The 16,869-nt window shown below is 71.9% G+C and carries 16 protein-coding genes; 2 read left to right on the top strand and 14 right to left on the bottom strand.

Annotated features, from left to right (window positions below):
• The 12 genes from iolC to Pma05_RS27615 form a co-directional block, all read right to left on the bottom strand.
• Nucleotides 1-944, bottom strand: a 944-nt coding sequence (gene iolC, locus Pma05_RS27670) for a 5-dehydro-2-deoxygluconokinase (RefSeq protein WP_239313218.1), incomplete at its 3' end; no start/stop codon positions are given.
• A 144-nt stretch (nt 945-1,088) separates the two neighbouring features.
• On the bottom strand, nt 1,089-1,835 hold the full coding sequence (locus Pma05_RS27665; RefSeq protein ID WP_239313216.1) for an SAM-dependent methyltransferase: 747 nt from the start codon (nt 1,833-1,835) through the stop codon (nt 1,089-1,091).
• 198 nt (nt 1,836-2,033) lie between these two features.
• Nucleotides 2,034-2,465 carry a VOC family protein gene (locus tag Pma05_RS27660; RefSeq protein WP_203860407.1) on the bottom strand — a complete coding sequence of 144 codons (432 nt, stop codon included), beginning with the start codon at nt 2,463-2,465 and terminating at the stop codon, nt 2,034-2,036.
• 67 nt (nt 2,466-2,532) lie between these two features.
• Complete coding sequence (locus Pma05_RS27655) at nt 2,533-3,414, bottom strand: 5-oxoprolinase subunit C family protein (RefSeq protein ID WP_203860406.1); 882 nt, start codon at nt 3,412-3,414, stop codon at nt 2,533-2,535.
• Entirely contained in the window at nt 3,411-4,142 is a 732-nt protein-coding gene (gene pxpB, locus Pma05_RS27650; RefSeq protein WP_203860405.1) for a 5-oxoprolinase subunit PxpB, read from the bottom strand. The genes Pma05_RS27655 and pxpB overlap by 4 nt, the downstream gene beginning before the upstream one ends.
• Before the next feature lie 77 nt (nt 4,143-4,219).
• Nucleotides 4,220-4,921 (bottom strand): ABC transporter ATP-binding protein, encoded by a 702-nt coding sequence (locus Pma05_RS27645; protein WP_203860404.1) that lies wholly within the window; start codon nt 4,919-4,921, stop codon nt 4,220-4,222.
• Nucleotides 4,922-5,662 (bottom strand): ABC transporter ATP-binding protein, encoded by a 741-nt coding sequence (locus Pma05_RS27640; RefSeq protein ID WP_203860419.1) that lies wholly within the window; start codon nt 5,660-5,662, stop codon nt 4,922-4,924.
• 55 nt (nt 5,663-5,717) lie between these two features.
• Nucleotides 5,718-6,803: a branched-chain amino acid ABC transporter permease gene (locus Pma05_RS27635; RefSeq protein ID WP_203860403.1), complete on the bottom strand. Its 1,086-nt coding sequence runs from the start codon at nt 6,801-6,803 to the stop codon at nt 5,718-5,720.
• A 22-nt stretch (nt 6,804-6,825) separates the two neighbouring features.
• The gene (locus Pma05_RS27630; protein ID WP_203860402.1) at nt 6,826-7,686 is read right to left on the bottom strand and encodes a branched-chain amino acid ABC transporter permease; all 861 of its coding nucleotides are present in this window, start codon (nt 7,684-7,686) and stop codon (nt 6,826-6,828) included.
• A 28-nt stretch (nt 7,687-7,714) separates the two neighbouring features.
• A complete protein-coding gene (locus Pma05_RS27625; protein ID WP_203860401.1) occupies nt 7,715-8,980 on the bottom strand; it encodes an ABC transporter substrate-binding protein in 1,266 nt (421 codons plus the stop codon).
• 133 nt (nt 8,981-9,113) lie between these two features.
• Nucleotides 9,114-10,445: a pyroglutamyl-peptidase I gene (locus tag Pma05_RS27620; RefSeq protein ID WP_203860400.1), complete on the bottom strand. Its 1,332-nt coding sequence runs from the start codon at nt 10,443-10,445 to the stop codon at nt 9,114-9,116.
• 244 nt (nt 10,446-10,689) lie between these two features.
• Complete coding sequence (locus Pma05_RS27615; protein ID WP_203860399.1) at nt 10,690-11,451, bottom strand: LamB/YcsF family protein; 762 nt, start codon at nt 11,449-11,451, stop codon at nt 10,690-10,692.
• 147 nt (nt 11,452-11,598) lie between these two features.
• Between Pma05_RS27615 and Pma05_RS27610 the strand changes: the two genes are divergently transcribed.
• Complete coding sequence (locus Pma05_RS27610; RefSeq protein ID WP_203860398.1) at nt 11,599-12,306, top strand: GntR family transcriptional regulator; 708 nt, start codon at nt 11,599-11,601, stop codon at nt 12,304-12,306.
• Between the two features lie 130 nt (nt 12,307-12,436).
• Here Pma05_RS27610 and Pma05_RS27605 read toward each other — a convergent pair whose 3' ends face one another.
• Together Pma05_RS27605 and Pma05_RS27600 are read right to left on the bottom strand one after the other, a co-directional pair.
• Nucleotides 12,437-13,708 (bottom strand): hypothetical protein, encoded by a 1,272-nt coding sequence (locus tag Pma05_RS27605; RefSeq protein ID WP_203860397.1) that lies wholly within the window; start codon nt 13,706-13,708, stop codon nt 12,437-12,439.
• Nucleotides 13,709-13,794: 86 nt separating this feature from the next.
• Complete coding sequence (locus Pma05_RS27600; protein WP_239313214.1) at nt 13,795-14,982, bottom strand: metallophosphoesterase; 1,188 nt, start codon at nt 14,980-14,982, stop codon at nt 13,795-13,797.
• 591 nt (nt 14,983-15,573) lie between these two features.
• On the opposite strand from Pma05_RS27600, the gene Pma05_RS27595 reads away from it, so the two are divergent.
• Nucleotides 15,574-16,863 carry an ABC transporter substrate-binding protein gene (locus Pma05_RS27595; RefSeq protein ID WP_203860395.1) on the top strand — a complete coding sequence of 430 codons (1,290 nt, stop codon included), beginning with the start codon at nt 15,574-15,576 and terminating at the stop codon, nt 16,861-16,863.
• The last annotated feature ends 6 nt before the right edge of the window (nt 16,864-16,869 follow it).

Below are 16,869 nucleotides of genomic sequence, written 5' to 3'. Positions count from 1 at the left end.
TGTCGGGGCTCGGCCAGCAGTTCGTCGACCTCGGCGCTGGTCGGCATCGCGGCGGAGCAGGCGAGCCGGGACGCCACCAGCGCGCCGGCCGCGTTGGCGAACCGGATCGTCCGGTCCAGCGGCCAACCGGCGAGCAGCCCGTGGCAGAGCGCGCCGCCGAAGGCGTCCCCGGCACCGAGCCCGTTCAGCACCTCGATCGGCACCGGCGGCACCTCGACCGTCTCGTCGGCGGTCCGGGCGAGTACGCCGGCCGGCCCGCGCTTCACCACCGCCAGCCGTACGCCCCGGGCGAGCAACGCCTCGGCCGCCGCGTGCGGCTCACGTTCCCCCACGGCGGTGGCGCACTCGTCGAGGTTGCCGACCGCGATGGTGGCGTACCGCAGCGCCGACTCGTACGCCGCCCGGGCGTCCTCTCGGGAGGACCAGAATCCGGGCCGGTAGTCGAGGTCGAAGACGGTGTTCGCGGCCCGGCCCCGGGCGCCGAGGGCGGCGAAGTGGGCGTCCCGGCTCGGCAGCTCGCAGAGCCCGGTACCGGTGAACCAGAAGACCCCGGCCGCCCGGATCGCGGGCAGGTCGAGTTCGTCGGGGCGGATCTCCAGATCCGGTGCCTTGGGATAGCGGTAGAAGTAGATCGGGAAGTCGTCGGGCGGAAAGATCTCGCAGAAGGTGACCGGGGTGGGCAGCCCGGGGACAGGGCTCACCCAGCGGTCGTCCACCCCGAAGTCGCGCAGCGCGTGGTGCACGTACTCGCCGAACGGGTCGGCGCCGGTGCGGGTGATCAGGGCGACCCGCCGGCCGTGCCGGGCCGCCGCCACGGCGACGTTGGTGGCGCTGCCACCGAGAAACTTTCCGAACGTCTCGACGTCGGGCAGCCGGGCGTTGGTCTGGAGTGGATAGATGTCCACCCCCACCCGCCCCATGCTGACCACCTCGAACGAGGTCACCGAATCATGTAACCCCGGCACGTCCGGGCGGTCAATATCTGGCGCTTCGCAACAGCGGTCGGGCGTGCCGACCGCCCGACGGGCCGTGCTCCGGCTCCCAGCGGATCCGGTTGACCGGGAGCCCGGAGCACGGCCCGCCCGGATTCAGCGGTCGATCAGCACGAAGACGCCCCAGCCGAGGTATTCCCGCTGGTATCGGACGTGCCGCGCGGGAGCCGTGTCGAGTTCCGCGCGCAGTTCGGCGTGCAGCTCGTCGTCGGGGTTCTGGTCGAGCCAGCGCCGGAGGTTGAGCCACTGCGCCGCGACGTAGCGGTCCCAGCTGTCCTGGTCGGCGAGGACCATCTCCACCACGTCGGCACCGAGCGCGGCGAATCGTTCGACCGTCTCGGGCAACGGCAGGAAATCGTCCCGGCTGGTCGCGTGGCACGCCTCGACGGTGGCCTGGTCGGTCGGCTCGCGCCGCCAGTACGGCTCGCCGACCAGCATCATCCCGCCGGGGCGGAGGCTGCGGCGCAGCAGCGCGACGGTGCCGGGGACCCCGTCGCCGATCCAGGTGGCACCGACGCAGGCGGCGACGTCGACCGGGGCGTCGGCGACGTACCCGGAGGCGTCGCCGTGCACGAACTCGACCCGGTCGGCGACGCCGAGTTCGCCAGCCCGGGCCTCGGCCTGGCCGAGGAAGACCGTGCTGATATCCACTCCGGTACCGATCACCCGGTGGTCGCGGGCCCAGGTGCAGAGCATCTCGCCCGAGCCGCAGGCGAGGTCGAGCAGCCGGGCGCCGGGCGGCAGCCGCAGTGCCTCGCCGAGCGTGGCGAGCTTGCCGCTGTCGAACGGGTTGTGGATGCGGTGGCCGCTCTCCCGGATGGTGAAGCTACGTGGTAGGTCCACTTCTGATATTCCTTACATGTGAAGAGGTCATGAGGATTGCTGCGGTCGTCCCGGAGTTGTCGGTCGGGGCGGGCTGGACCCTCACGAAATGCACCTCTTCACACGTCGGGATCGGCACGGATGCGGCAGACGCTAGGCGCGCCGCCACACGCTGTCCAGCGGTTTTCGGCTCACCTGGCCCGGCTCACCTGGCCCGGCTCACCTGGCGAAGATCTGCGACTCGTCCCGGAACGCCTTGAACTCCAGGGCGTTGCCGGCCGGGTCGCGGAAGAACATCGTCCACTGCTCGCCCGGCTCGCCCGCGAACCGCAGGTACGGCTCGATCACGAACTCGCCGCCGCCGGCCCGGATCCGTTCGGCGAGCACGTGGAAGTCGTCGATCGAGAGGATGAGCCCGAAGTGCGGCACCGGTACGTCGTGCCCGTCCACCGGGTTGCGCCCCGCGTCGGCCTGCCGGGCCGCCGGTACGACGTGGGTCACCACCTGGTGGCCGTAGAAGTCCCAGTCGACCCAGGCGTCGGCCGAACGCCCCTCGGCGAGGCCGAGCACCCCGCCGTAGAAGGCGCGGGCCCGCGCCAAATCGTCGACCGGGATCGCCAGGTGGAAGCCGGGACGGCTGGCAACCGTCATCGTGTGCTCCTCTCCGCCGGGGCGTACCCGGCCGCTGCTGCCATCCAAGCATGATCTTGTCTCCGGCCTAACCCCGCCGCCGGGGCGCGACGACCCGGAACCGTACCGGCTGTCCCGGGGCGGCCTGGGCGACCTGTGGGAGGTCGTCGGGGTGCAGTACGCCGATCACCGGGTAGCCGCCCACGGTCGGGTGGTCGGCCAGGAAGATCACCGGGGAGCCGGCCGCCGGTACCTGCACCGCGCCGAGTACCACGCCCTCGCTGCGCAGTTCTCCGCTGATCCGGCGGGGCAGCGCGGGCCCGTCGAGGCGTACGCCGATCCGGTTGCTGAGGGTGGAGACGTGGTAGGACGCGGTGCCGAGGATGCGTACCGCGTCGTCGGTGAACCAGTCGGCCCGGGGGCCGAGCAGGACCCGCAGGGTCACCTCCTCGGCCAGGGTGCCGGTCGGCGCGACGTCGACCGGGGCGGGTGGCCCGGGCACCTCGCCGAGCGGCAGCCGGTCCCCGACCGCGAGCGGCGCGGGGCCGAGCCCGGAGAGCAGGTCGGTCGACCGGCTGCCGAGTACCGGCGGGACCACGATCCCACCCGCGACGGCGAGATAGCTGCGCAGCCCGCGCCGGGCGGTGGCCACCTCGACACACGCTCCGGCCGGCACCGACACCGGGGCCGACCAGCTCGCCGGCCGGCCGTCCACGGTGACCGGCGCCCAGGCTCCGGTCACCGCGACGGTGCCGGCCCGGCCGACCCGGACCGAGACACCGGTGACGGTCGTCTCGATCGTCGCCGCCCCGGGCGGGTTGCCGACCAGCCGGTTCGCCAGCAGGTGCGCCGGCAGGTCGAGGGCGCCCGAGCGGGGTACCCCGAGGTGCGCGTGCCCGGGTCGGCCGAGATCCTGCACGGTGCTGAGCACCCCGGACCGGACCACCTCGACGAAGCCGCCACCGGTCACGCCGAAGCCTCGCCGCGCTCGGTCTCGGGCCTCGCCGGTGAGGAGGGCCGGGCACTCGCGGCGATCTCCCGAGTCGCGGCCGGAACACCGGGACGCGGGGTCCGCCCGCCGCCGGCGTCGACGTCCCGGAACCGGACCCGGGCGCCCGGGGTGAGCAGCGCGACCGGGTCCCGGGCCGGGTCGAAGAGCACCAGGTCGGTGCTGCCGAGCAGTTGCCAGCCGCCGGGCGAGTCCCGGGGATAGATTCCGGCGTAGCCGCCGGCCAGCGCGACCGCGCCGGCCGGCACCCGGGTCCGGGGTACCGCCCGCCGGGGCAGGTGGTAGCGCTCCGGCAGGCCGGTCAGGTAGCCGAAACCGGGGGCGAAGCCGCAGAACGCCACCCGGTATTCCGGGGCGCCGTGTATCCGCCCCACCTCCTCCTCGGCGACGCCCCAGAGCCGGGCCACCTCGGCCAGGTCGGCGCCGTCGTAGCGGACCGGCACCTCGACCAGCGGGCCGTCCGGCGGCCGGGCCGAGGTCGGCCGCCAGCCGGCGAGCCGCCCGGCCAGCTCCGCCGGATCGTCCAGCCCGTCGACCAGCACGGTGAGTTCACCGGGTACGACGTCCTGCACTCCGGCCAGTCCGCCCCGGTCCCGCCACCGGTGCAGGTCTGCCACCAGCGCGGCGGTGTGCGCCGGCTCGGCCACCTCCACCAGCAACGCACGCAGCCCCACCGGAATGATCCGCACCGTCGCACACTCCCCGTCGTACCGGCTCACAACCCGTACCGCCCCACAACCCGAGCCGACCCACAACCCGAGCCAGCTCACAGCCCGAGGTACGAGCGGCGTACCTCGTCGGAGGCGGCCAGCTCGTCGGCCGGGCCGGACATCACCACCTCGCCGGTCTGCAACACGTACGCCCGATCGGCCAGCTCCAGCGCGGCCCGCAGGTTCTGCTCGACCAACAGCATGGTGGTGCCGGCGCGGCGAATCTCGGCCAGCACCTCGAAGATCATTTTGGTGAACTTCGGCGAGATGCCGAGCGAGGGCTCGTCCAGCATCAGCAGCTTCGGCCGGCTCATCAGCGCCCGGCCGAGCGCCACCATCTGCTGCTCGCCGCCGGAGAGCGTGCCGGCGCGCTGGCCGGAGCGCTCGGCGAGGACCGGGAAGAGTTCGTAGACCCGGGCCAGCTCGGCCTCCCGCTCGGCGGCGGTGCGGTGGTAGCCGCCGAGCAGCAGGTTCTGCACCACCGTCTGGTGGCCGAAGAGCCGCCGCCCCTCCGGCACCAGCACGGCGCCCCGGCGCGCGATCCGGTACGCCGGCAGCCCGCTCACGTCCTCGTCGAGGAAGGTGACCGTGCCGCGTACCGGGCGGTGCAGTCCGGAGACCGCCGCCAGCAGGGTGCTCTTGCCGGCCCCGTTCGCGCCGACCAGCGCCACCAGTTCACCGGCCCCGACCCGCAGGTCGACGCCGCGCAGCGCCACGACTCCGGCGTAGTCCACGTGGAGATCCCGCACGGTCAGCATCTACAGCGCCTTCCCCAGGTACGCCTCGACCACGGTCGGGTCGTGCGCGACCTGCTCCGGCGTACCCTCGCTGATCTTCTGCCCGTAGTGCAGCACCACCACCCGGTGGCAGAGCGGCATGATGACCTCCATTACGTGTTCCACCATCAGGATGGTGACGCCGCCCCGGTTGATGGTGCGGACAATCTCGACCGCCTCCCGCGCCTCGGTCGGGGTCAGCCCGGAGAGCACCTCGTCCAGGAGCAGCAGCTTCGGCTCGGTGGCCAGCGCCCGCCCCATCTCCAGACGCTTCTTCCAGGCGGCGGTGAGCGACGCGGCCGGTGAGTCGAGCACCGGACCGAGCCCGGTCAACTCGGCGACCTCGCCGGCCCGGCGCCGGGCGTCCCGCAGCCGGGGATGCCGGGCGAACGCCGCCGTGCTGAGGTTGTCCAGCACGCTCATCGAGCCGAACACCCGCATCAGCTGGAAGGTACGCCCCACGCCGGCCCGGGCCGCGCGGTGCGGCGCCCAGCCGGTGACGTCCCGGCCGTCGAACTCCAACCGGCCGGAGGTGGGCCGCTGGGCGCCGGCCACCATGGAGAAGAGCGTGCTCTTGCCTGCGCCGTTGGGCCCGATCAGCCCGACGATCGCCCCCGGTTCCACCTCGAAGCTGACGTCCCGGTTGGCCCAGAGACCGCCGAACCGGCAGGAGAGGTTGTCGATCTTCAACAGCGTCCCGGTCTTCGACAGCGTCCCGGTCATGGCGTCTCCTCGCCGCACGCGGTCGTCCAGCCCCTCCGGCAGCGCCTCGACGACGTCATGGCTTCACCTCAGCAGATCCGGCCGGCTCCGGGTCGGTTTCCGGGTTGCGTCCACGGCCCAGCCGGCGGGCGACCGGCGCCCAGAGCCGCTGCCCGATGGCGAGCAGGCCGCCCGGCTCGGTGATCGAGACGAGCACGATCAGCGCGCCGTAGAGCAGCAGGTCGATCGAGCGGCCGCTGCCGGAGAACTCCTGCCGGGTGACGTCCTGGACGAAGACCAGCACCCAGGCGCCGAGCAGCGGCCCCCAGAACCGGCCGACCCCGCCGAGCACCGCCATCAGGGTGAACGACACCGACAGGTCCAGCCCGAGCCCGGAGGGCGGGTCGACGAAGAGCACGTACATCACGTAGTAGCCGCCGGCCAGCGCGGTGACCGCGCCGGAGAGCGCCGCGGCGGCCAGCTTGTAGCGGTGTACGTCGATCCCGACCGCCGCCGCGGCCTCCTGGTCGTCCCGGATGGCCCGTACGTAGTTGCCGGCCCGGCCGCGCAGGAAGAGCCAGACCGCCAGCGCGGCGAGGCAGAAGAAGCCGAGCGCCACGTAGTAGTACGGCCGCTTGTCCAGCAGCGAGAACTGGAGGTTGGCCAGCGACTGCTCGACGACCGGCAACTCCCAGCCGTTCGCCTGGCCGAGCCCGGGCAGGTTGGTGACCAGGATGAAGACGATCTCGGCGACCGCGATGGTCGCGATGGAGTAGTAGTGGTGCCGCAGCCGGAAACAGGGCCAGCCGACGGCGGCGGCGAGCAGCGCGGCCAGCGGCAGGGACAGCGCGATCGCCAGCCACGGCGACCAGCCCTGCCGGACCAGCAGCGCGGTGGTGTAGGCACCGGTGCCGAAATAGAGCGCGTGCCCGAAGGAGACCTGTCCGGCGTAGCCGCCGAGCAGGTTCCAGCCGGTCGCCGCGATCCCGAAGGTCAGCGCCAGGATGCCGATGTTGTGCGCCGCCGAGTCCGCGAAGACCAGCGGGTACGCGGCCAGCGCCGCCAGGATCACCACCGCGGTACTCCAGGACGGCAGCCGCCGCGCCGCCGCGACGGGCAGCCGGGCCGGTGACGGCCGGTCCAGTACGGTCGGGGTACTCATCGTCCCCCCTCGATCGGATTGGTCATCTGGTCCCCAGGAGTCCCTGCGGTCGTACCAGTACGACCACCAGATAGAGGGCGAGGGCGGCGGCGAGGGTGTAGCTCGGGGCGTACAGCCCGACGACGCCCTGGGCGACGCCGACCAGCAGCCCGGCCAGGGCCGCCCCGGTGATGCTGCCGAAGCCGCCGAACGCGACCACCACGAAGGCCATCAGCACGAAACTCACCCCGGCGGTCGGCGAGGCGGAGTAGGAGTTCATCAGCAGCGCTCCGGCGACGCCGGTGGCGAGGCCGGCGATCACCCAGCAGAGCGCGTACATCTTGCGGGGGTCGATGCCCATCAGCGACGCCGCCGCCGGGTCCTCCCCGGCGGCCCGTACGGCACCGCCGAGCCGGGTCCGGTTCATGAAGTACGCGACCGCCCCGGTGGCGAGCAGCGCGCCGACGGCCATGATGACCTGCGGCCCGCCGATCACCACCGGGCCGATCTCCCAGCGCAGCCCGGCGGCCCAGGGCCGGGGCACCGTCCGGGTGTTCGGGGTCCAGAGGAACTGGGCCAACCCGCGCAGGAACACCTGCAACCCGAAGGTGACGATCACCTGGGCCAGCGGTGACCTGCCGAGCACCCGGCCGACCGCGCCGAAATACATCAGCGCGCCGGTGAGCGCGATCGACACCCCGGCGAGCGGGATGGAGAGCAGCGGATCGAGGCCGAGCAGCGACCAGGCGAAGAACGAGGTGTACATGCCGAGCATGACCATCTCGCCGTGCGCGAAGTTGATCACGTCCATCACGCCGTAGATGAGGGTCAGGCCGACCGCGACCAGCGCGAAGACGGCGCCGATCAGCAGCCCGTTGACCACCGACTGGAGCAGGTCGGTCATGGCGCCGACCCCCCGCCGCTCCCCCGGCTCACTGCTGCGCCTTGTTCATCGGCCAGATCGGCTGCACGGAGGAGAGTTCGGCCGGGAAGACCACCCGGTACTTCCCCTCGATCATCTGCTCGACCACCCCGGCGGCACCGGTGTTCTGGCCCTTGTCGTCGAACCTGATCCCGGTCCAGGGCATGATCGTCTTGTCGCCGGGGATGTCCAGCCCGCGCAGCGCGTCCCGGATCTTCGCCGGCTCGACCGACTTGGCGGTGTCGATCGCCTGCGCCAGCGCCAGTACGGCGGTGAAGGCCCGCGCCGAGTTCTCGGTCATCGGGGCGCCGTACCGCTGCTGGAACAGCTCCGCCACGGTCTTGGCCGCCGGCCGCTTCTCGGCGATCTCGCCGGACCAGGCTGCCCGGGTGGAGGCCCCGTCGGCCAGCGCACCGAGCCCGGTGGCGAACGCCGGGTCGGCGAACCCGGTGCCGTAGGCGAGCAGCGCCGGCGGGTAGTAGTCCAACTGGTCCAGCGTCTTCATCAGCTTGATCGCCGCGTCGGTGTAGGCGAGCACGAAGAGCACGTCCGGGCTCTTGCTGCGCACCTGCGCCACCTGCGAGCCCAGGTCGGCCGCGGTCGGGTCGAATCCGACGTTGACGCTGACCGGCAGGCCGGCCTCGGCGGCGACCTTCTCGGTCACCCCGGCACCGTCGTTGCCGAACTGGTCGTTGCTGTGGAAGACGCCGACCGAGCGGATCTGGTCGCCGGCCGCCTGCCGGGCCTTGAGATAGTCGAACATCGACCGGGCGAACGTCTCGTCGGTCGGCCCGGTCCGGAAGAACCACTTCAGGCCCCGCTCGGTGAGCGCCACCGACGAGGATGCCTCGTTGACGAACGGTACGCCGAGCCGCTCGGCGCGCTGGCTGGCGGTCAGCGTCACCCCGGACTGGTACGAGCCGATCACCGCGGCGACCTTCTCGCCGGTGACCAGCCGGTCGACCTCGCCGGCGCCGACCTCGGGCTTGCCCTGGGTGTCGCCGGTGATCAGCTTCACCGGTGCGCCGCCCAGCCCGGGCAGCCCCTTGCCGGGCCCGAGCGGCAGGTCCAGCCCGGGATGGTCGTTGTTGACGATCTCCACGGCCAGTTCGGCGCCGTGCAGCACGTCGGTGCCCTGGGTGGCGTTGGGGCCGCTGAGTGGCCAGAGTCCGGCGAGCTTGACCTCGTCGGTGGCACCGGCACCGTCGGATCCGCCGCAGCCGGCGAGCGCGGCGGCGAGGACGAGAACGGCCGTGATGCTCGTGATCTTGCGCATGGTCAGCCCTTTCTACGCGAAGACGATGGCGAAGGCCCGGCGCCGTGGTTTTCGGCTGCGGAACGGGCTCTTCGGGATGGGGATGTGCCGGCCGGGTCCGGGGCTTGCCGGTACCCCGGGCCCGGCCGACGGTTCAGGAGACGGCCGCGCCGGCGGCCTTCACCAGGGCGACGGTCTGCTCGATGGTCTGCGCGCGGTCGGAGGCGAACGGCGGGTCGATGACGTCCAGCGGGTTCTGTGGGTAGACGAGCGAGGAGATGTGCAGGTGCCCGCCGGGGACGTCGGTGGCGCCGAGGGCGAGCCGGAGCCGGTTCGACCGGTACATGCTCTCGTTGGAGAGGTAGTTTCCGCCGCCGCCGGCCTGGGCCTGCGCGTCCGGGGACGGGCCGTTGTCGTGGCAGGAAACCTTCGTCGGGTCCGGCCGGGTGTTGCCGGTCCACTCGCAGATCCGCGGGTTGAGCGCGGTCGGCCAGGGCGTCGTCCCGGCGTCGATCATCCGCTGGTACGGCAGGGTCGTCTCGATGAACTCGGGATTGCCGGCCGGCTGCGGCCAGTTGGTCACCTGCGGGACGAGTTCGGCGGTGCCCTCGTTGTTGTTGTCCGGGCTGCCGCCGCGCCAGGCGCCGGCCCACTGCTCGATGGCCATCCGGGCCCGGCCGCCCTGGCTGATCGTCATGATCAGGTCGGCGCGTTCCCGGCTGTTCCGGGTCAGGTGCGGCCCGAAGGCGTCCTCGACGTAACCGAGGTCGAAGCCGCTCCAGGTCACCGGCAGCGAGACCGCCTGGATCTGCACCAGCCGGTCGCCGACCCGGTATTCCTGGCCGTCCAGTTGCAGCGCCGAGGCGCCGGACGGGTTGGACCGGCGGATCTCCCCGTTGAGCTGGTACGGGTCGAAGCCGCTGACCAGCACCCGGGTCACCGAGCGGCTGGTCGAGAAGTCGGTGGAGGAGATGCCCCGGGAGGCGTACTCGTAGGTCTTCAGCAGGGCCGCCCGGGCGCTGTCGGTGAGCTGGAACCGGGGCGTCCACTGTCGCAGGTCACGGGTGGCGGTCAGCCGCGACCAGTAGAGCGGGCGGTCGTCGTACCGCTCGATGCTGCCCATCCAGCGCTTGCCCTGGGCCCGTTCGACGGCGGTCTGCCACAGCTCGGCACCACGGGACTGGAGCAGCTTGTCGGCCTCCCTGACCGACCGCACCCCGCACAGCTCGGCGGTGAGCCGGGTGACGAACGGGGTGAAGCCGCCGACCTCGATCAGCGTGCTCGGCACCTGCACCCCGCCCGGCTGGGCAGGGGTGTCGATCCGGGTCTCCTCGTAGGTGGTCGGGCGGGTGCGGTCGTAGCACTCCCCCGCCGGGCCGGCGTGCCCGGCCGGCTGTGCTCCGGCGGTGCCCGGTATCAGCAGCAGGGTCGCACCGATGCCGGTGGCGGTGATCAGCTTCAGGCGGCCACGTACACTCTCGGTCAACTTCTGCACGTCCAAGGTGATCTTCGACCTTTCCTCGATAGCCGCGCCGGTTCCGCGTTTCCAGGCCCAACCGGGGAACGGAGCCGGCGCTTCACTGGGGTTTGCGGCGGGCCGCCCGCGGCATCGGGCGGCAGCCGTTGAGGTGCGGGAGCCGGTGACCGTCGGCCGGGTGGCAGCCGGGCCGACGGTCACCGATCCAGCGGTCGTGCTGGTGGTGCCCGGAAAAGCTGGTGGTTCCGGAAGCTCAGACGAACGAGGCGAGGCTGACGCCCGCCTCCTGCAACGCCGTACGCACCTGGCGGGCCAGGTCGACCGCGCCCGGGGTGTCGCCGTGTACGCAGATCGACCGGGCGCGTACCGACACCGGGGCGCCGTCGACGGTGGTCACCTGCCCGGTGGTGGCCATCTTGACGCAGCGCCGGGCGACCGCGTCCGGATCGGTGACCAGCGCTCCGGGACTGCCGCGTTTCGCCAGGCTGCCGTCGGCCTGGTAACCACGGTCGGCGAACGCCTCCCGGACTGTCTTCAGCCCCACCTCGGCAGCCTGGCGCAACAGTTGCGAGCCGGGCAGCCCGAGGATCGGCAGACTCGGGTCGTACGCGGAGACCGCGGTGACCACGGCGGCGGCCTGCGCCTGGTCGGTCACGGTGCGGTTGTAGAGCGCGCCGTGCGGCTTGACGTACCGGACCCGGCCGCCCTCGCTGCGGGCGATCCCGTCCAGCGCGGCGAGCTGGTAGAGCACGTCGTCGGAGAGCCGGTCGGGCTCGATGTCGATGGCCCGGCGACCGAAGCCGGCCAGGTCCCGGTAGCCGACGTGGGCGCCGATCGAGACGTCCCGGCTGATCGCCTCGGCGCAGACCCGGCGCATGATCGTCGGATCGCCACCGTGGAACCCGCAGGCGACGTTGGCACTGGTCACGATGGAGAGCAGGGCCATGTCGTCGCCCAGTTGCCAGACCCCGAAGCCCTCACCGAGATCACTGTTCAGATCGAGGATGACCGACATCTCGCCTCCCGGGACTGCGGTGAACGCCGTCGATTCAGGTTGGCAGACTGTTGAACAATCCGTCAATGGTCATGTTGACTTGTAACCTCGTCGTATCATGGACCTCCTCTCGATTGTGGGCCCGACGGCATGAAGGACAATGACCCCGTGACGTGGCTGGCGAAGCTACAGGACGACCGCTCGTTGATCACCCGGGCGAGCACCGCGCAGCGGGTGGCGGAGATACTGCGGGCGCGGATCACCGAAGGGGCCCTGCTGCCGGGCACCCGGCTCTCCGAGGAGATGATCGGAGCGGCGCTCGGGGTCTCCCGCAACACCCTGCGGGAGTCGTTCCGGCTGCTGATGCACGAGCGGCTCGTCGTGCACGAACTCAACCGGGGCGTCTTCGTCCGGGTGCTCGACGTGCAGGACGTGGTCGACATCTACCGGGTCCGCCGGGTGCTGGAGTGCGCGGCCGTCGGCAACGCCCGCACCAGCTCCGCCGAGGCGATGGACGCGCTCGAGGCCGCGCTGGTCGAGGGCGAGCAGGCGGCGGCGGAGCAGCGGTGGTTCGACGTCGGCACCGCCAACATGCAGTTCCACCAGGCCATCGCCGGGCTGGCCGGCAGCCCTCGGATCGAGGAGATCATGCGACAGGCGCTGGCCGAGATCCGGCTGGCGTTCCACGTGATGGCCGCGCCGCAGACCTTCCATCAGCCCTATCTGGAGCGGCACCGGGAGCTGCTGGAGCTGATCCGCGGCGGCGAGGTGGAACGCGCGCACACGGTACTCGACGACTACCTGCGGACCGCCGAGCGGCAACTCGTCGACGCGTACGCCGACGGGGTGCCGGAGAGCGTGGCCGCACGCCGGTGACGGGCCGACGGGGTGCCGGAGAGCGTGGCCGCACGCCGGTGACGGGCCGGCGGGGTGCCGGGGAGCGTGGCCGCACGCCGGTGACGGGCTGGCGGGCCGTCGCCCCTGGTGTGGTGACCGGGGAGGGCGGTCAGACGGTGTGCAGCGCGTAGACCCCGGCGTCGGTGCCGACTCCGGCCGGGCCGCCCAGCGCTGACCAGGCGGTGCCGTTCCAGCCGGCGACGTGGTTCACCGCCACCCCACCGGCCCGGGTGAAGAAACCCCCGGCGATCAGTCGACCACTCCGCACGGCCAGGCTCAGCACGATGTCCTCGGTGCCACCGCCCAGCGCGGACCACCCGGACCCGTCCCACCGGGCGACGTAGTTCGCCACCGCCCCGCCCGCCTCGGTGAACGTCCCACCGACGACCAGCGCCGCGCCGAAGACCGTGAGGGCCCGCCCTTCGGCGTTGAGGCCGGCGCCGAGCGCGGCCCACCCGTCGCCGGTCCACTCGGCCAGATAGCCGGCGGCGGTGCCGCCAGCCTGGGTGAACCCACCCGTGGCCAGCAACGCGCCGTCGAAGACGGCCAGGGCCAGCACGTCGCCGTTGAAGCCGGTGCCGAGCGTCGACCACGCGCTGCCGGTCCACCGGGCGATCCGGTTGGCCACCGTGCCGCCGGCCTGGCTGAACCCGCCGCCGACGATCAGCGCGCCGTCGTGCACGGCCAGGTCCCAGACCGAGGGTACGTCCACTCCGGTGCCGCCCGGCCCGGTCAGTGGCCACCACTCGGCACCGTCCCACCGGGCGATGTGGTTGACGGTGACCCCGCCGGCCTGGAGGAACTGCCCACCGACGATCAGGTCCCCGTCGAAGACCGTCAGCGCGTCGACGAAGTCGAGCGAGGTGGTCATCACTCCGGTGCCGGACGAGCCGGTCAACGGCGACCAGCGGGTGCCGTCCCACCGGGCGATGCCGTTCACCTCTACCCCGCCGGCGGTACGGAAGTTGCCGCCGGCGATCAGGTCACCGTCGTACCCGACCAGTGCGGTTACCGAGCCGTCCGGTCCGGCGCCCGACGCGCCACCGAGGCTCGACCAGGCAGAGCCGTTCCAGGTGGCGAGGTGGTCGACGGCAGCGCCACCGGCCTGGCTGAAGGTGCCGCCCGCGTACAGGCCGGGGGTGGGGGCGGACCGGGTGTCGCCGGCCGACCAGCCGACCCCGGAGCTCTGCCGAAGTGCGCCGAGGTCACGGGTCGAGCCGTGCGGTGCCGTTCCGGAAGCGGCGGGGTGTGCCGGGCCGGCCGGCGACGACGGGTCGGCGGCGGAGACCGGCTGGTACGGCGCGAGGCTCCAGGCACAGATCGCCGACAGCGCGAACACGGAAAGGCCCCGCCGTAGGGTGGACGTGCCGAATACGGACATGCGTGCTCCCTCCGCCGGGTCCGCCCAAATCCGGTCGGATCCCGCACGCGGAATATACCAGCATCAATGTCCGGTGCCCGGGCGGCTCACGGGCGGCGCAGCGTGAGCAGGGTGATCTCGCTCGGTGCGAAGATCCGCAGCGGCGGCCCCCAGAACCCGGTACCACGACTGGTGTAGAGCCGGGTCCGCTCGCCGTGCCGGGTCAGGCCCTGCACGGTCGGCTGGTCCAGCCGGACCAGGAGGCTGAACGGCCAGATCTGCCCGCCGTGGGTGTGCCCGGACAGTTGCAGGTCGACGCCGTGCGCGACCGCCGCACCGATCTGCTTCGGCTGGTGGGCGAGGAGCACCACCGGCAGGTCCGGGTCGGTGCCGGCCAGCGCGGCGGCATGGTCGGGGCGGTGTCCGGGGCGCCCGGACGATCCGGCGGTGGCGTCGTCGACCCCGGCCACCACCAGCCGGGAGCCGTTCCGCTCGACCACGAGGTGCCGGTTGTGCAGCGGCTCCCACCCGAGGTCCCGCATGTGGTCGAGCCAGCCCTGCGCCTCGCCGAAGTACTCGTGGTTGCCGGTCACGTACGTCCGGGCCAGCCGGGCGCGCACCTCACCGAGCGGCGCGGCCTGGGTACGGCGTTGCGCCACGGTACCGTCGGCGATGTCACCGGTGTGGCAGACGATGTCGGCGTCGAGTTCGTTGACGGCCGCCACCACCCGCGCCGACCAGCCGGCCCGGTCGATCGGCCCGTAGTGGGTGTCGGTCAGCAGGACGATCCGCAGACCGTCCAGCCCGGGGCCGAGTCGACCGATCGGCACGTCGACGCGACGCACCCGGGGCAACCGCATGGCCTCGACGTACCCCCAGGCCAGCAGCAGCACCGCGACGACCGCGACCGCGGCGGCGGTGATCCGGGACCGGGTCGGGTCGGCCACGCCGCCGACCGCCAGCCCGGCCCGCAGCAGGTTGCCGAGCGCCGCCCAGACGAAGAGCACCCAGACCACGCCGAGCAGGGTGTCGCCGGTCCGGGCCGCCCAGTCCCGCCCCCGACCGTGCCCCAGATACATCAGCACCGGGAACCCGGCGAGGGCCACCGCGAAGAGACCCGTGCCGGCGGCGAAGACCGGGGTGGGCCAGTGCGCGCCGGCCGCGACCAGCGTCCACCAGGGCACGCCGAACAGCAGCGCCAGGACGGTGGTCAGGGTCAGGCCGAACAGCAGTGGTCGCAGCAACCGCCGGGCGGGTGCGACCGGTACCGCGGGTGCCGCTTCGCTGGCTGACACAGCGGGGAACTCCTCAGCTCGGTCGGCTGGTCCCCCGGGTACGCCGACGAGGTCTCCGCCCCGGGTGGGTGCAGCATGACACGGGCGGTGCCGCATCGACCACGTTGCTGAGCCCGGCCACAGCAACGGGGTGTGCCGGGGCGCCGGCCTGGAATTGGTTCCCGGACATATCCGCAGCCCGGCGGGGCGCCGCAATAGCCATCCGTGGGTCGCCTTTGTCGACGTCAGCGGGCAGCCAAAGACATAGCGTCGGCCGTCGCTGAGTGCGGGTGTCCGCACGTGTGCTCTCCGGAATGCCGGACTGGGCGCCCACCGGCCAAGCCCTAAACCGGTTCATGGCGGGCACCTCGGTGCTGGGTGGAGCAGGGTTTCCGGCTCGGTGTCGCTGGCCACGGGGTCCACAGCGGAGCTTCTGCCTGAACCGGTTTATCCACTTAACAGTTCAGTTCCGGTAAGGCGTTGTCACGTCGTTGACACGGGTGTAACCCGCGTGTACGTTCCCTGCAAGTCGCGACGCCTATCCACCTCCCCGAGGCGCGCCACTACGCATGGTGCAGTTCCAATGTGGACACCGAAAGGTGGGACGCGCATATGAGAAAGTACGGAATCGCCGGTGCCGCCCTCGCGCTCGTGCTGGCCGCGACGACGGGCTGCGGCGGAGGCGACGACGGGAGCGGCACCGACGGCGCCGTCACCGGCGAGATCACGGTGCTGACCCAGCGCACCGACATCGTCGACACCGTCTTCCAGGACTACAAGAAGACGTTCGAGGCGAAATATCCGGGCACCACGGTCACGTTCGAGGCGATCACGGACTACGAGGGCGAGGTCCGGATCCGGATGAACACCAAGGAGTACGGCGACGTGCTCCCGATCCCCAACTCGGTCACCGCCGACCTGCTGCCGAGCTTCTTCGAGCCGCTCGGCTCGGTCTCCGAACTGGAGCAGAAATACCGCTTCGTCCGTACCGAGCAGCGCTTCGAGGACAAGGTCTACGGTCTGGCCATCACCGGCAACGCGCAGGGCTTCGTCTACAACAAGAAGGTCTGGCAGCAGGCCGGCGTCACCACGCCGCCGAAGACGCCGGAGGAGTTCCTCGGCGCACTGGCCGCGATCAAGGAGAAGACCGACGCGATCCCGCTCTACACCAACTACAAGGACAAGTGGCCGCTGGGCCAGTGGGAGGGCAACCGGGGCGGGATCAGCGGCGACCCGGACGCGGCGATCACGCTGGCCAAGGACGACACCCCCTGGGCACCCGGCAAGGAACACCACGTCATGGACTCGCTGCTCTTCGACGCCGTACAGCGGGGGTTGACCGAGCCGGACCCGACGACCACCAACTGGGAGCAGTCCAAGGGAATGCTCGGCACCGGCAAGGTCGCCACGATGATGCTGGGCTCCTGGTCCATCGTGCAGATGCAGGACGCCGCCAGCGACAAGGCGGACATCGGCTACCTGCCGTTCCCGACCCAGGTCGACGGCACGTTCCACAGTGTCATCGCCGGCGACTACAAGAACGGGATCAACGTCAACTCGAAGAACAAGGCGACCGCCCGGGCCTGGGTCGACTGGTTCGCCGACGAGTCGAACTACGCCGTCGACCAGGGCGGGGTCTCACCGGTGACCAGCCAGGCGATGCCGAGCACCCTGGCCGACCTGACCGCCGCCGGTACCGAGTTCATCGAGTTGAACCCGGCACCGAAGGGCGAGGAGGGGCTGGCCGAGAAGATCGGCAACGCGGCCGAGATCGCGCTCTACGACGGCACGTACCGGCAGCGGATCGTGGACGCGGCCCGAGGGGCGAAGAACGAGACCAAGGAGCAGATCTTCGCCGAGCTGAACAAGAAGTGGGCGGAGACGAGGTCGAAGGTCCAGTAGGTCGGT

The sequence above is a fragment of the Plantactinospora mayteni genome, from assembly GCF_016862935.1.
GTDB classification, from domain to species: Bacteria; Actinomycetota; Actinomycetes; order Mycobacteriales; family Micromonosporaceae; genus Plantactinospora; species Plantactinospora mayteni.
Note: the sequence above shows the minus strand (reverse complement) of the source record. Positions and strands in the feature narration are given on the sequence as shown.